Origin of the sequence: Streptomyces sp. CC228A (genome assembly GCF_021390935.1) — a bacterium.
Taxonomy (GTDB): domain Bacteria; phylum Actinomycetota; class Actinomycetes; order Streptomycetales; family Streptomycetaceae; genus Streptomyces.
In genome coordinates this window covers 959,660-973,046 of the sequence record NZ_JAJPUI010000001.1, presented here as the reverse complement: position 1 = coordinate 973,046, position 13,387 = coordinate 959,660, and the positions used below count along the sequence as shown (strand labels likewise).

The 13,387-nt window shown below is 77.0% G+C and carries 7 protein-coding genes and 3 pseudogenes; all 10 read left to right on the top strand.

The window, feature by feature from the left end:
* Window positions 1-70: 70 nt before the first annotated feature.
* The 10 genes and pseudogenes from L6E17_RS04305 to L6E17_RS04260 all read left to right on the top strand — a co-directional run bounded on the left by L6E17_RS04305 (window position 71) and on the right by L6E17_RS04260 (window position 12,354).
* On the top strand, window positions 71-967 hold the full coding sequence (locus L6E17_RS04305) for a S41 family peptidase (RefSeq protein ID WP_236239391.1): 897 nt from the start codon (window positions 71-73) through the stop codon (window positions 965-967).
* Between the two features lie 267 nt (window positions 968-1,234).
* Window positions 1,235-1,965, top strand: a pseudogene (locus L6E17_RS04300) (HAD family hydrolase); the annotation flags it as partial.
* Window positions 1,966-2,258: 293 nt separating this feature from the next.
* Window positions 2,259-4,691 carry a glycoside hydrolase family 65 protein gene (locus tag L6E17_RS04295; protein WP_236239390.1) on the top strand — a complete coding sequence of 811 codons (2,433 nt, stop codon included), beginning with the start codon at window positions 2,259-2,261 and terminating at the stop codon, window positions 4,689-4,691.
* 392 nt (window positions 4,692-5,083) lie between these two features.
* Window positions 5,084-6,424 (top strand): diaminobutyrate--2-oxoglutarate transaminase family protein, encoded by a 1,341-nt coding sequence (locus tag L6E17_RS04290; RefSeq protein ID WP_236239389.1) that lies wholly within the window; start codon window positions 5,084-5,086, stop codon window positions 6,422-6,424.
* Window positions 6,421-7,964, top strand: a pseudogene (locus L6E17_RS04285) (aspartate aminotransferase family protein). The gene L6E17_RS04290 and the pseudogene L6E17_RS04285 overlap by 4 nt, the downstream one beginning before the upstream one ends.
* Window positions 7,961-9,346, top strand: a complete 1,386-nt coding sequence (locus tag L6E17_RS04280; protein WP_236239388.1) for a lysine N(6)-hydroxylase/L-ornithine N(5)-oxygenase family protein — start codon at window positions 7,961-7,963, stop codon at window positions 9,344-9,346. Before L6E17_RS04285 ends, L6E17_RS04280 begins: the two are co-directional and overlap by 4 nt.
* 48 nt (window positions 9,347-9,394) lie before the next feature.
* A pseudogene (locus tag L6E17_RS04275) lies at window positions 9,395-10,404 on the top strand (IucA/IucC family siderophore biosynthesis protein); the annotation flags it as partial.
* Window positions 10,396-11,112 (top strand): IucA/IucC family C-terminal-domain containing protein, encoded by a 717-nt coding sequence (locus L6E17_RS04270; protein ID WP_374109002.1) that lies wholly within the window; start codon window positions 10,396-10,398, stop codon window positions 11,110-11,112. The pseudogene L6E17_RS04275 and the gene L6E17_RS04270, both read left to right, overlap by 9 nt.
* The gene (locus tag L6E17_RS04265) at window positions 11,109-11,660 is read left to right on the top strand and encodes a GNAT family N-acetyltransferase (RefSeq protein ID WP_236239385.1); all 552 of its coding nucleotides are present in this window, start codon (window positions 11,109-11,111) and stop codon (window positions 11,658-11,660) included. The genes L6E17_RS04270 and L6E17_RS04265 overlap by 4 nt, the downstream gene beginning before the upstream one ends.
* A 16-nt stretch (window positions 11,661-11,676) precedes the next feature.
* A complete protein-coding gene (locus L6E17_RS04260) occupies window positions 11,677-12,354 on the top strand; it encodes a hypothetical protein (protein ID WP_236239384.1) in 678 nt (225 codons plus the stop codon).
* Window positions 12,355-13,387: the final 1,033 nt, after the last annotated feature.

Genomic DNA, 13,387 nt, shown 5'->3' with positions numbered 1-13,387 from the left:
GGGACGGCCCCGCCGGCACGGCGGGAAAGCCGTGGCACCGCGCAGCGGGCCGAACATAGGATCGACGGTCGTGTCTGACTACCGAACGATCATCGAAGCGGCGCTGGAGCGGATCTCGTCGGGATACGTCTTCCCCGACCGCGTCCCCGGAATCACCGCCGCCCTGAAGGGCGGCCTGGCCTCCGGGGCCTACGAGGGGCTGGACGGGCCGGAGTTCTGCGAGGCCGTCACCGCCGACCTGCAGAAGGCCTGCCCGGACCGGCACCTGCGGCTGCTGTGGAGCGACGCGCCGCAGTCGACGGCGCCGGCCGACGAGGACGAGGGCCGGGCCGCCTTCCTCGCGGTCACCCGCGGCGAGAACCAGGGGGTGCGGGGGTTCGCCCATCTGGAGGGGAACGTCGGCGTGGTGACGGTCACGCGGATCGCCGACGCCGGAGAGGGCGCCGCGCACATCGGGGCGGCCATGACGCTGGCGTCGGGCACCCGCGCCCTGGTGCTGGACCTGCGGCAGTGCCGGGGCGGCTCCCCGGAGGGCGCGGCGACGTGGTGCAGCTACTTCTTCCCGGACGACCAGGTGCACCTGAACGACATCCACGACCGCCCGACGGGCGCGACCCGCCAGTACTGGACCGCGGCGCACCTGCCGGGGCCGCGCTACCTGGACCGGCCGGTGTACGTGCTGACCAGCGGGACCACCTTCTCGGGCGGCGAGGACGTGGCGTACACCCTGCAGGCGCACGGGCGGGCGGTCGTGGTGGGCGAGCGGACCCGCGGGGGCGCCCACCCCACGGTGCGTCACCCGGTGACCGCCCACATCACGGTGACGGTGCCCAGGGCCCGGACGGTGAGCACGGTGACCGGCACGAACTGGGAGGGCACGGGCGTGGCGCCCGATGTGGAGACGGCGGCGGACCGGGCCCTCGACACGGCCCTCGCGGCAGCCCGGGAGCGGGTCGCCGCGGGCTGAGCCGCGGTGCCGGCGCGCCGGCCGGGACCGCGCCCGGCGGGGCGCCGGGGTCTTCCTCCCGCGCGGGGGCGGGAGGGGGCCGAACGGCCCGCGCGGGGCGCGGCGGACGCTGCTTCACTGGACGGGGGCCCTGCCCGCGCGGCGGGCTCCCGGGCGGCGGCGGAGGCGCGCCGCCGCCATGATGGACGGTGCACGCGTTGCGTACGCCGCTGTGGAGCCGCCCGGTCCGCCGGGCCGCGCACGGCGGACGACGGGAGGAGACGCCCCATGACGGCACGCACGGCTCGCAGCCCGGTGGTTCCCGTGCTGCGGGCCGTGCGTGCCGTCGTGTGCGACACGGACGGTGTCGTCACGGACTCGACGCGGCTGCACGCCGCGGCGTGGCAGGAGGCGTTCGACGCCTATCTGGCGGGGCTGCCGGGCGCCCCGCAGCCTCCGTTCGACCCGGTCGGCGACTACCTGCGCCATGTGGACGGCCGGTCGCGGCTGGACGGGGCTGCGGCGTTCCTCGCGGCGCGGGGCTGGACGCGGACGGGCCGGCCGTGGCGGCGGTGGCGGCCGACAAGGAGGAGCGGTTCACCCGGCGGCTGCGGGAGGACGGCGTCGACGCCTACCCGGGCACGGTGCGGCTGCTGCGCGCGCTGCGGGGCGCCGGGGTGCCGCTGGCGGCCGCGTCCGCGTCGCGGCACGCCCGGGAGCTGCTGGAACGGGCAGGTGTACGGGACCTCTTCGACACGGTCGTGGACGGGGCGGAGGCGGCGCGGCTGGGGCTGCCCGGCAAGCCGGACCCTGCGCTGTTCCTGGAGGCGGCCCGCCGGCTGGGCGAGCCGCCGGGGCGGTGCGCGGTGGTCGAGGACGCCCTGGCGGGGGTGGAGGCAGGGCGGCGCGGGGGGTTCGGCCTGGTGGTGGGTGTGGACCGGGCGGCCGGGCCCGGCACGGCGGCCGCGCTCGCCCGGCACGGCGCGGACGTGGTCGTACGGGACCTGGCGGAGCTGCTGGACGACGAGGCCGAGGACGAAGCCGAGGACGAGACCGGGGACGAGACCGGGGACGAGACCGGGGGCGCGGGCGAGGACGGGGGCGCGGGCGGAGACGCGGCCGCTGCCGCGGAGGGGTGCGGGAGCGGGGCAGGGGCCGGGCGGGCGGGGGCGGCCGGGGCGCGCGCCGACGGGGTCGGCCGAACGGGTGAGGGGTGGGCCGGGGCGCGCGCCGACGGGGTCGGCCGAACGGGTGAGGGGTGGGCCGGGGCGCGCGCGGACGGGGTCGGCCGAACGGGTGAGGGGTGGGCCGGATGAACGGCTGGACGTGGGAGTTCGAGGGCTACGCGGGCGAGTGGGAGAGCCTGCGGGAGTCGCTGTGCACGCTCGGAAACGGCTACTTCGCGACGCGCGGCGCGATCCCGGAGTGCGCGGCCGACGGCGTCCACTACCCGGGCACCTACGCGGCGGGCTGCTACAACCGGCTGGTGTCGGAGGTGGCGGGCCGCCGGGTCGAGAACGAGGACATGGTGAACCTGCCCAACTGGCTGCCGGTGCGCTACCGGGTGGTCGACGGGCACGAACCCGGGGCCGCCGGGGGCGGGTGGCCGGAGCCGGGGCCGTGGCTGACGCCCGCGCACGACTTCCTGACCGACCACGCGCTCTCCCTGGACCTGCGCGGCGGCACCCTGGAGCGGCGCACCCGGTACGAGGACGACGGCGGGCGGCGGCTGGCGGTGCGCCAGCAGCGACTGGTCCATATGGGGGACATGCACCTGGCGGCGCTGCGGACCGAGTTCACGGCGGAGAACTGGGCCGGCGTGCTGGAGGTGGAGGCGGAACTGGACGGCTCGGTCGCCAACACGGGCGTGGCCCGCTACCGGCAGCTGTCCTCGCGGCACCTGGAGCACGTGGAGACCGGTGAGGCGGCCGGGCACCGGGTGTGGCTGGGGTGCCGTACGTCGGCGTCCGGGATCCGGATCGGGATGGCGGCCCGCACCACCGTGCAGGAGGAGGCGGCCGTCGAGCTGTCGGAGCGGGCGGTGCGCCACGGCGACCGGCGGGTGACGCAGCGGTTCCGGCTGCGGATGCTGCCGGGGGCCACCGTCACCGTCGACAAGGTCGTGGCGCTGCACACCTCCCGGGACCCGGCGATCTCGGATCCGCTGCACGCGGCGGTGGACCGGGTCGGCCGTGCGGCGGGGTTCGACGGACTGCTGGCCTCGCACCGGGCGCGCTGGCAGCAGTTGTGGCGCCGTGCCGAGCTGGAGGTGCCGGACGAGGCGGGCCGCATCCTGCGGCTGCACCTGTTCCACGTGCTGCAGACCCTGTCGCCGAACACCGCGGACCTGGACGTGGGCGTACCGGCGCGGGGCCTGCACGGGGAGGCGTACCGGGGGCACGTGTTCTGGGACGAGCTCTTCGTGCTGCCGTACCTGAACCTGCACTTCCCCGAGGTGTCCCGGGCGCTGCTGACCTACCGCCACCGGCGGCTGGAGCGGGCGCGGTTCTCGGCGCAGGACGCGGGCCGGGCGGGGGCGCTGTACCCGTGGCAGAGCGGCAGCGACGGGCGGGAGGAGACCCAGCAGCTGCATCTGAACCCGAGGTCGGGGCGCTGGCTGCCGGACCACTCGCACCTCCAGCACCACGTGAACTCGGCCATCGCGTACAACGTGTGGCGCTACTGGGAGGCGTCGGGGGACGACGAGTTCCTGCACACCAAGGGCGCGGAGATGCTGCTGGAGATCGCCCGGTTCTGGGCGGACTCCGCGGCGTACGACGAGGTCTTCGACCGGTACCGGATCCGGGGCGTGATGGGCCCCGACGAGTACCACGACGCCTACCCGGGGGCGCAGCGCCCGGGGCTGGACGACAACGCCTACACGAACGTGACGGCGGCCTGGGTGCTGGCGCGGGCCCTGGAGCTGCTGGAAGGGCTGCCGGAGCCGCGGCGCCGAGAGCTGGTGGAGCGGATCGGGCTGCGCGACGGCGAGCTGGCCCTGTGGGAGGACGTGTCACGCGGGCTGTACGTGCCGTTCCACTCGGGGGTGATCAGCCAGTTCCACGGCTACGGCGAGCTGGCGGAGCTGGACTGGGACGCGCTGCGGCGGAAGTACGGCGACATCCGGCGCCTCGACCGGATCCTGGAGGCGGAGGGCGACTCCGTCAACCGCTACCAGGCCTCCAAGCAGGCCGACGTGCTGATGCTCGGCTACCTGTTCTCGCCCGCCGAGCTGCGGGGGCTGATGCGGCGCCTGGGGCACGAGCTGGACGACGAGACGTGGTGGCGGACCGTCGACTACTACCTGCGGCGCACCAGCCACGGCTCGACGCTGAGCGGTCTGGTGCACGGCTGGGTGCTGGCGCGGGTACGCAGGTCGGAGGCGTGGGCGTTCTGCCAGGAGACGCTGGAGTCGGACATCGCGGACCTGCACGGCGGGACCACCGGCGAGGGGGTCCACCTGGGTGCGATGGCGGGCACGCTGGACCTGGTGCAGCGCGGGCTGACGGGGCTGGACACGCGGGACGGGGTGCTGCGCCTCGACCCGGTGCCGCTGCCGGAACTGTCGGAGTACGACTTCGCGCTGCGGTTCCACGGGCACTGGGGGGTGCGGCTGCGGATGCGTCCGGGGAGCCTGCACGTGTCGGTGCCGGACTCGGGGGTGGCGTCGATCGACATCGTGCTGCCGGGGCGTTCGGTGTCGATCGAGCCGGGCCGCGCGATGACGCTCGACCTGTCGGACTGAGCCCGGCAGATTGGCTCGGCCCGGACGACGGACTCGGCCCGGACGAGAGGCTAGGCCCGGGCGAGGGGCCCGGCCTGGACGACGGGTCTTGCCCCGGGCGAGGGGTCTTGCCCCGGGCGACGGGTCTTGCCCCGGGAGACAGCTCATACCAACCCGGCCGTCGGGCTTGTCCCGGCCAGGCGGCCGACCGCACCTGTCACACCGTCAACAGGCCTGCGCTCACGCACCACATCGGGCACCGAGGGGCGCAACAGGGGGCGCGTGGAGGGGTATTCACCCCCTGACGTTGGAGTGCCGCGGCTCAGCCACTTGATCTCAGCGCAGGTTAGGCTAACCTAACCTTCCGTGCGCTAGTGCGCGACCCTCCGCAACACGACCGAAGGGCATCCGCCATGCCGAACGGTGCGCTGCGCGCCGAGCTGCTCGAACGCCAGAAGCGTCGCGAGTCCTCCGCCCGTACCTACGCCAGCACCCTCCCCGTCGCCCCCGTCCACGCCTCCGGGGCGGTCGTCACCGGAGCCGACGGGCGCACGTACCTCGACTGCCTGTCCGGTGCCGGCACCCTCGCCCTGGGGCACAACCACCCGCCCACGGTCGCGGCCCTCCAAGCGGTCCTCTCCTCCGGAGCGCCCCTGCACACGCTCGACATGATCACCCCTCAGAAGGACTCCTTCAGCGCGGAGTTACTCCGCAGGCTGCCCGGCGGGCTCCGCGACGCGGCGCGGCTGCACTTCTGCAGCCCGGCCGGCACCGACGCGGTGGAGGCCGCGCTCAAACTGGCCCAGCACGCCACGGGCCGGCGCGGGATCGTCGCCTTCACCGGCGCGTACCACGGGATGACCCTGGGCGCCTCGGCCGTGTCGGGGCCGCCGCGGATGAGCGGGGCGGTCGGCGCGGACGGCGTGCCGGTGACCCGGCTCCCCTACCCGTACGGGATGCGCTGCCCCTTCGGCACCGGCAGCGCCGAGCGGTCCGGCGAGCTGTCGGCGCGGCTGCTGGAGAGCCTCGTCACGGACCCGAGCAGCGGGGTGGGGCTGCCCGCGGCGGTGATCCTGGAAGTGGTCCAAGGGGAGGGCGGGGTCGTCGAGGGCCCGGACCGCTGGCTGCGCGAGATCCGCCGGATCACCGCCGACCACGGCATCGTGCTCGTCCTCGACGAGGTGCAGACGGGTGTCGGCCGCACCGGCCGGTACTGGGCCTGCGAACGCGCCGGCGTCACCCCGGACGTCCTGGTCACCTCCAAGGCCGTCGGCGGCGGCCTGCCCCTCGCGCTCATCGCGTACCGCCCCGAACTCGACACCTGGCTGCCGGGCCACCACACCGGCACCTTCCGCGGCAACACCCTGGCCATGGTCGCCGGCGAGATCACCCTGCGGACCGTCGCCGAGGAGCAGCTCGCGGAGAGAGCGCTGAAACTGGGCGAACGGCTGCGCCGGGGCCTGCGGGAGATCGCCGCCCGCCGGCCGGTCTTCGGGGAGGTCCGCGGCCGGGGCCTGATGATCGGCGTGGAGCTGGTCGACCCGGACGCCGCCCCCGACCGCGACGGGGTCCTCCCGGGCCACCCGGCGCTGGCCCGCGCGCTGCGCACCGCCTGCCGGGAACGCGGCCTGCTGCTGGAACTGGGCGGCCGCGACGACACCGTCCTGCGGCTGCTGCCCCCGCTGGTCCTCAGCGACGAGCAGGCCGACTCGGTCGTGGAGCGCCTCGCGAGGGCCCTGGAGGACGTCCTGTGACCGCGCACCGGAGCGACACAGCCCCGGTGGCCGGCGCCCCGGCGCTGGCCGGCGGGGTGCACGGGGCCGACGCCCTCGGGAAGCTCACCGCGGTCGTGCTGGACGCGCTGGCCGAGGGCGCGCAGGCCCGCGGCGGGCCGCTGCCCGCGGGCGGACCCGAGGAGGTGGCGCGGCGGTTACGCCGGGCGCTGGCAGCGGACACGGACACGCGGGACCCGGGCGGGGCGGTGCTGCCGGAGCACGGCACCGGGGCCGAGGAGGCGCTGCGCACCCTGGTGCGGGCCGTCGCCGAGGGAGCCGCCGACCCGGCCGACCCCTGGTGCGCGGCGCACCTGCACTGCCCGCCCCTGGCGGTGGCCGCCGCCGCCGACCTGGCCGCCGCCGCGCTCAACCCGTCGATGGACTCCTGGGACCAGGCGCCCGCCGCCACCGCCCTGGAGCAGGAGGTGACCCGCGCCCTCGCCGCCCTCGTGCACCCCGGGCGGGCCGCGCCCGACGCCTTGGTCACCAGCGGCGGCACCGAGTCCAACCTCGTCGCCCTGCTGCTCGCCAGGGAGCGGGCCCGGGCCTCCGGAGCACCCGGGCTGCGCGTGGTCTGCGGCACCAACGCCCACCACAGCGTGCGGCGCGCCGCCTGGGTCCTGGGCCTCGCCGACCCCGTCACCGTGCCGTGCCGGGACGGGCGGCTGGACCCCGGTGCCCTGCCGGCGGCGCTCGCCTGCGCGGACGGCCCGGCCCTCGTCGTCGCCACCGCGGGCACCACCGACGAGGGGCTCATCGACCCGCTGCCCGCCATCGCCGCCACGGCACGCCGGTACGGCGCCGAGCTGCACGTCGACGCCGCGTACGGGGGGCCGCTGCTCTTCAGCGAGCGGCTCGCGCCCCGGCTCGACGGGCTGGCGGACGCCGTGTCCGTCACCTTCGACCTGCACAAGCTGGGCTGGCAGCCGGTCGCCGCGGGCCTGCTCGCCGTCCCCGACTCCGCACTGCTGGCCCCGCTGGAGCTGCGCGCCGACTACCTCAACGCCGACGACGACACCGAGGCCGGGCTGCCCGACCTGCTGGGCCGGTCCCTGCGCACCACCCGCAGGCCCGACGTCCTGAAGATCGCCGCCACCCTGCGGGCCCTCGGGCGCACCGGGCTCGGCGCGCTCGTCGAGCACTGCGTGGCCGCCGCGGAGGAACTCGCGGGACGCGTCGACGCGCATCCGGCGCTGCGCCGCCGCCCGGGACCCATCGGCATCAGCACCGTCCTGTTCCGCCCCCGCGCCGCCGACGACCTGCCGCCGGAGCAGGGCGACGCCCTGGTGGCGGAGGTCCGCCGCCGCCTGCTGGGCGAGGGCAGGGCCGTCGTCGGACGGGCCGCCGCGGACGACGCCGACGGGCGCCGGCGGCTGTGGCTCAAAGCCACGCTGCTGCACCCGCGGCCGCCGGCGCCGACCTCGCGGGCCTCCTCGACCTGGTAGCCGGCGCCGCGGCGGCAGCCGCCACGGCGCCGGGCACCCGCACGCCGCACCACCCACCGGAAGGAACACGATGAACCACCACTCCGCGGACGACGCCGACGGCACGGGGGACGGCGGCGCCGGCACCCCGGCGCCCGTCGACCTGCTCGGCGTGGGCATCGGCCCGTTCAACCTGTCGCTCGCCGCGCTCGCCGACGGCGTTCCCGGGCTGGACGCCGTCTTCCTGGAGCAGCGCACCGCCTTCCGCTGGCACCCGGGACTACTGATAGACGGCGCGACCCTCCAAGTGCCGTTCCTCGCCGATCTGGTGAGCCTGGTGGACCCCACCAGCCGCTGGTCCTTCCTGAACTACATCCGGTCCCAGGAACGGCTGTTCCCGTTCTACTTCGCGGAGCGCTTCCACATCCCGCGCGCCGAGTACGACGCCTACTGCCGCTGGGTCAGCGAGCGGCTGCCGTCCTGCCGCTTCGGCCACCGCGCCGACACCGTCCACTGGGACGAGTCCCGCCAGGCGTTCGAGGTCGCCTACACCCGCCTCGACGGCGACGGCGCACCCGCCGGCCGCGGCACGATCCTCGCCCGCCACCTCGCCCTGGGCGTCGGCACCGCCCCCCACGTGCCCGAGCCGCTGCGCCCGCTGGCCGGCGACCCGGACGTGCCGGTGCTGCACTCCGCCGACTACCTCGCCCATCGGGAGCGGCTGCTGGCCGCGGAGCACGTCACCGTGGTCGGCGCCGGGCAGTCGGGCGCCGAGGTGCTGCTCGACCTGCTGCGGGCCCGCCCCCGCGGCCGGGAGGGCCTGGCCTGGCTGGCGCGCACCCCCGCGTTCGCGCCCATGGAGTACAGCAAGCTGGGCCTGGAGCACTTCACCCCCGACTACACGCGCTACTTCCACGCGCTGCCGCAGGACGCACGGGACCGGCTGCTGCCCGGGCAGTGGCAGCTCTACAAGGGCGTCAGCGCCGACACCCTCGCCGACATCCACGACGAGCTGTACCGGCGGGTGCTGCCCGGCGGCTGGCCCGACGTCGTCCTCACCCCCGGCGTCGCGGTGACCGGCGCCGCCCGCCGCGACGGGCGCATCGACCTCGCGCTGCGGCACACCGAGGAGGGCTCCGCGGCAAGCCTGCGCACCGACGCCGTCGTCCTCGCCACCGGGTACGCGGAGCGGCCCGTCGACGCGCTGCTGGAACCGCTGGGCGAGTACGTCGCCCGCGACCCGGAGGGCCGCCCGCTGGTCGACCGGGACCAGCGGCTCGCCCTCGACGAGAAGGTCGGCGGCGCGGTGTTCGTGCAGAACGCCGAGCGGCACACGCACGGCGTGGGCACCCCGGACCTCGGGCTCGCCGCCTGGCGCTCCGCGGTCATCCTCAACGCGCTCACCGGCCGCTCCCCCTACCCGCTGCCCAGCCGCACCGCCTTCACCACGTTCGGCCTGGCGGACACGCGCCGCTGAACGACCGCCCCCGACGCACGCGGACACGAGTACACGAAGGAAGGCCGCATGACCCAGACCCAGGAACCGCCCCTCGCCGTCGCCGACCGCGCCGCCACCGAAAGCCTCCTGCGCTGCTGGGTGCGGGAGACCGGGGTGGAGCGCCCCGACGACGGCGTGCTGCGCCTGGAGTTCCCCTCGTCCGGTACGGGCGTCGACGTCCCCGTCCTGTACTGGTCGCCCGTCGGCTGGCACCGCTTCGGACCGGCGCGGCTGCGCTCCGGCACGCCGCTGCCCGCCACCGCGCTGGCCGCGCTGCTCGGCACGGAGGCCGCCGACGGGGACACCGAGTGCGTCACCGACCTCACCGGGCGGGTCGGCGACTCGGTGCGCCGGACCGCCGCGTTCGTGCGGGACAGGTCCGCCGCCCCGCGGGACCCGGACGGCACGACGGCGTTCCTCGCCGCGGAGCAGGCGCTGATCACGGGCCATCCGCTGCATCCGACACCGAAGAGCCGCGAGGGCCTGACGGAGGCCGAGGCGGCACGCTACTCCCCCGAGGCACGCGGCGCCTTCCCGCTGCACTGGTTCGCCGCGGACCCGTCCGTCGTCCAGGCCGACTCCTCCCTCGACCGGTCGGCGCAGGACCTGCTGGCGTCCTTCGCGGGCGGCCTGCGGCCCCCGGCCGGCACGGTCCTGGTGCCCGCGCACCCGTGGCAGGCGCAGGACGTGGTGCACCGGCCGCCGGTGCGGGCGCTGCTCGACGCGGGGCTGCTGCGCGACCTGGGGCCCGCGGGCCCCGACTGGTCGCCGACGTCCTCCGTGCGGACGCTGTACCGGGCGGACGCGCCGGTGATGCTCAAGTTCTCGCTGGGCCTGCGCATCACCAACTCCCGCCGCGAGAACATGCGGTCCGAGCGCACCGGGGCCTGGCCGTGGACCGGCTGCTGACCGCCGGGCTCGCCCGCGCGCTGCACGCCGCCCACCCCGGTTTCGCGGTGGTGCGGGATCCGGCGTGGCTGGCGGTCGACGCACCCGAAGGCCACCGCGAGTCCACCGGCCTGGACGTCGTGGTGCGCGCCAACCCGTTCCCCGCGGGCGCCGCGGAGCAGGCCGTGTGCGTGGCGGGGCTGGTCGCCCCGCGCCCCGACCTGCCCGACGGCCGGTCGCAGCTCGCCCGGCTGGTGCACGGCCTCGCCGAGGCGACCGGGCGGCCGCCCGCGGAGGTCGGCGAGGAGTGGTTCGCCCAGTACGCCGAGCAGGTCGTCGCCCCGGTGCTGTGGCTGTACGCGACGTACGGCCTGGGCCTGGAGGCGCACCAGCAGAACACGCTCGTCGTCCTCGACGCCGACGGCCGGCCGGTCGGCGGCCGCTACCGCGACAACCAGGGCTACTACTTCTCCCCCGCCCGCAGCGAGGCGCTGTACGGCTGGGTGCCCGGCATCGGCCGGGACCTGGGGACGTACGTGGCGGACGAGGTCATCGACGAGCGGCTGGCCTACTACGTCGGCATCAACAACCTCCTCGGCCTGGCCGGCGCGCTCGGCTCGCAGGGGCTCGCGGACGAGGAGGCGCTGCTGCGCCGCGCGGACGCCTTCCTCGCCGGGCTCGCCGCCGAGCACGGCGACCGGCTGCGCCTCGCCGCGCTGCTGCGGGACGAGCCGGTGCTGCGCTGCAAGGCGAACCTGCTGACCCGGGTGCACGGCATGGACGAGCTGACGGGCCCGCTGGAGGCCCAGTCCGTGTACGTGGACCTGCCCAACCCGATCGCGGAGGTGCGCAAGTGACGGGCGCACCGCCCACGGTGGCCGAGACGCGGCTCGACGCGGGGCTGTTCGCGCTGCGGCCCGTCGACCCCGGCGCGGACGCCGGGCTGGTCCACACCTGGATGAACGACCCCGAGGTGGCGGCGTACTGGGAGCTGGCGCAGCCCGCCGAGCGGATCGCCGCGTATCTGCGGGAGCAGGTGGCGAGCGCCCACTCCACGCCGTGGATCGGCTGTGTCGACGGCGTGCCGATGAGCTACTGGGAGCTGTACCGCGCCGACCTGGACCCGCTGCGCCACCACTACGACGCCCGCCCCCGGGACGCCGGCGTGCACCTGCTGCTGGGGCCGTCCGCGTACCGGGGCAGGGGGCTGGGCGCGGCGCTGCTGCGGGCGGTGACGGACTGGCAGCTGCGCACCGATCCGTACGCGCAGCGGGTGGTGGCGGAGCCGGACGTGCGCAACGCCCGCTCGGTGAGGGTGTTCGAACGGGCCGGGTTCCGGCCGGCCGGCCTGCTCGACCTGCCGGTCAAGCAGGCGGCGTTCATGGTCCGCGAGCGCACGGCGTGACGGGGCGGGGCACCGGATGACGGGGGGCAGCGGGATGACGGGGGCCGGGATGGCGGTGGCGCGCGGGCGGCCGGTGCTGCTCGCGGCGGCGGGGCTGCACATGGTGACCCAGTCGGCGCTGGCCCCTTTCTACCCCGCCCTGTTCCGGGCCGCCTACGGGGTGGAGGAGCTGGCGGCGACCGGGCTGTTCCTGGTGGTGTGCCAGCTCGCCGCGGTCGCCGCGCTGCCGCTGTGGGGCCGGGCCACCCACCGGGTCCCGCTGCCCGCGCTGGTCACGGCGGGCCAGTCGGCTGCCGTGCTGCTGGCGGGCGGCCTGGTGCTGGCGCCGTCCTACGCGGCGTTCACGGCCGTGTCGGTGCTGCTGGCGGCCGCGAAAGCGGTGGTCCTGCTGGCGTACCCCGGGCTCGCGCGGAGCCATCCGCGCGGGGTGCTGCCGGGGGTGGTGCAGTACGTGGCCGTGCTGCACGCCTCGGCGGTCGCGGCGACGCTGCTGGGCGGCGCGGTGGTGTCCGTACCCGACCCCCGCACGGCGCTGCCGCTGCTGGTGCTGCTGGAGGCGGCGCTGCTTGCGGCCTGCGTGCGGGTGCTGCGGCGCCCGGAGCCCCGCCGCACGCCGCGCCGCACGCCGCGCCGCGCGGCGGTGCGGGCCGGGAGGACCGGCGGGTCCTGCGGCTCGCCGGGTACGTGCTGCTGACGACGGTCGCGGTGTACGCGGCGCGGCCGTACTTCACGGAGTACGCGACGGGCGCCGGCGGGTCCGCGGGCACGGCGACGGTGCTGTTCGTGCTGCCGCACGCGGCGGTGCTGGCGCTGCTGCCGCTGGTCGGGCGGCTGCGGCTGCGACTGGGCGCTCGGCTGCTCCCGTACGGGCTGCTGCTGGCCGCCGCCGGGCTGGCCGTGCAGGCGGCCGCGGTGTCCCCGGGCACGCTGGCGGGGGCGCGCCTGCTTCGGCGCGGGGCTCGCCCTGAGCCAGGTGGCGGTGGACGAGCGGGTGATCGCGGCGAGCGCGTCGGGGGCGGCGTACAGCGTCGTCGCCATGGCGCAGACGGCGGGCCTGGTGCTGGCCCCGCTGGTCGCCACCGCGGCGGCCGCGGCGGCCCTGTGGGCACCGCTGCTGGCCTCGGCCGCGCTGCTGGCCGCCCTGGCGGTGCTGACCCGCGCGGACGCCCCGGCGCCCGCACCCGGCGGCACGGCACCGCCCGGCGCGGCGGCGGCCCCCGCACCACCGGGTCCGGCCGCGGGTCCGGCGCCCGTCGGACCCGCGCCGGCCGCGGAGCCCGCCGGCGGCCCCGTGGTGCCCGTATCCCCCGTCGGGGCCCCGCCGCCGGCAGGACCCGCCGCGAGGCCCGCCGCTGCCCCTGACCCGGCCCCGCCCGCCGGCTCCGTGCCGCCGGGGCCGGCGGCCGACCGGTCGGCCGCGGCGCACAACCCCGTGCCCGTCCTTCCCATGCCGCCCGGTGCGGCGGCCGCCCCACCGGACCGGGCACCGGCCCCTCCGCCGCCCACGCCGCCCCCGCCGCCCCGGCACCGCCCGCCCCGGCACCGGGCGCCGGACGTCCCGACGGCGCCGCGTCCGGCTCCGCACGTGCCGCGCCGGCCGCGGACGATCCCGGCACACGGATGCCCGGGACTGCCGCGCCCGCCCTGCCGGACACGGCCGCCGCTCCCCTGCTCCCCGGCCGGCGCGCCGCGGCGGTCCCCGGTGCCGCGGCGGCGCCGCCCGGCCG

What these genes read in the sequence shown, in the direction of transcription:
- L6E17_RS04295 (WP_236239390.1), top strand. Translation starts at nt 2,259, where the DNA reads ATGAACGGCTGGACGTGGGAGTTCGAGGGCTACGCGGGCGAGTGGGAG.
- L6E17_RS04290 (WP_236239389.1), top strand. Translation starts at nt 5,084, where the DNA reads ATGCCGAACGGTGCGCTGCGCGCCGAGCTGCTCGAACGCCAGAAGCGT.
- L6E17_RS04280 (WP_236239388.1), top strand. Translation starts at nt 7,961, where the DNA reads ATGAACCACCACTCCGCGGACGACGCCGACGGCACGGGGGACGGCGGC.
- L6E17_RS04260 (WP_236239384.1), top strand. Translation starts at nt 11,677, where the DNA reads ATGACGGGGGGCAGCGGGATGACGGGGGCCGGGATGGCGGTGGCGCGC.